Origin of the sequence: Campylobacter sp. US55 (genome assembly GCF_004378955.1) — a bacterium.
Taxonomy (GTDB): Bacteria; Campylobacterota; Campylobacteria; order Campylobacterales; family Campylobacteraceae; genus Campylobacter_D; species Campylobacter_D jejuni.
On the sequence record NZ_RYYF01000020.1, the window covers coordinates 1 to 1353 of the forward strand.

A 1353-nucleotide genomic window follows, 5' to 3' on the forward strand; every position below is an offset into this window, starting at 1 on the left:
CCTCTACCATCAGCTGAAGTAAGAACAAGTTTACCATTTTCATCTTTAGAAGCTTGAACTCCGGTTGTGTCTTTAACAGAATTTATAGCTGAGATTAATTGGCCGTTATTATCTCCGTCTTTATAATTAATCTGACCAATTACAACCCCATTGATAGCAAAGTCTTGAGAAGTAGTTCCTTCTTTTATAGCATAAGCTCCTACAGTTTTTACATCATAAGTTGCTCTAACTCCTGTTTTATCAGAGCTTTTATTAATCTCCTCAGCCAAAGCCCCAAGACCTGTTCCAACAGAAGTTGAAATCACAACATTATCAAATTTAAAATCTTCCAAACCATTATAGTTTTTGATAGTAAGTCCTACTACACCTGAAGTAAAGCTTTGAGAACCTGTTTCAAATCTTGTAACACCGATTTTTGAAGACTGGGTTGGTCCAATACTTGCTTTTATAGTTTGATTTGAGCTTGAACCGATTTGAAATTCTTGATTGGTAAAATTTCCACTTAAAAGTTGCTTACCATTAAAAGCTGTAGTGTTTGCGATATTATCAAGCTCCTCCATTAAGCGGTTTATATCTGCTTGAAGCATGGTTCTTGTTTTTAGACTTTGACCATCTTGAGCGGCTTGAGTTGCTTTAGTCTTAATAGTATCTAAGATCTTAAGTTGCTCATCCATAGCCTTATCTGCAGTTTGTAAGATACCTATAGCATCATTACCATTGTTTATGGCTTGACCTAAAGTAGCTGCTTGTGAACGCAAAGAATCTGCTATCGCCATCCCTGAAGCATCATCTGCTGCGGAGTTAATCCTAAGACCAGAACTAAGTCTACTTAAAGACTTATCAAGCTCGTTAGCATTAACAACTGAATTTGCATGTGCATTTAATGCACCGATGTTGGTGTTTATCCTAAAACCCATTTTAAATCCTTTCAAAATATTGCATCGAAAAGATTAAAGCAAGAAGTGTTCCAAGTTTTAGTTTAATTAAAAATCTTTAGAGTTTAAAATAAAAAGCCTAGTATTTAAACTAGGCTTGGATTTGTATATATCGCAGTACTTTAAAAATATGTAGCTATTGAAGCAATCTTAAAACATTTTGTTGGCTAGAATTTGCCTGAGCCATAGCATAAGATCCACTTTGAGCTAAAATATTTGCTTTAGAGTAGTTTGCACTCTCACTTGCAAAGTCTACATCTCTGATTTGTGATTCAGCTGATTTGACATTCACTTGAGTTACAGTGATGTTGTTGATAGTTGATGTAACTTGATTTTGTATAGAACCTATATCAGCTCTGATTTGATCAAGATTGGTTATAGCAGTTTCAGCGATATCCATCACAGCCATAGCACCTTT

At 35.0% G+C, this 1353-nt stretch carries 2 protein-coding genes; both read right to left on the bottom strand.

The window, feature by feature from the left end; genetic code table 11:
• On the bottom strand, positions 1-917 hold a 917-nt coding region (locus ELQ07_RS08130), incomplete at its 3' end, for a flagellin hook IN motif-containing protein (RefSeq protein WP_279586069.1).
• Between the two features lie 154 nt (positions 918-1071).
• Positions 1072-1353 (bottom strand): flagellin (locus ELQ07_RS08135; protein ID WP_087704859.1); only part of this gene is annotated, 282 nt, incomplete at its 5' end.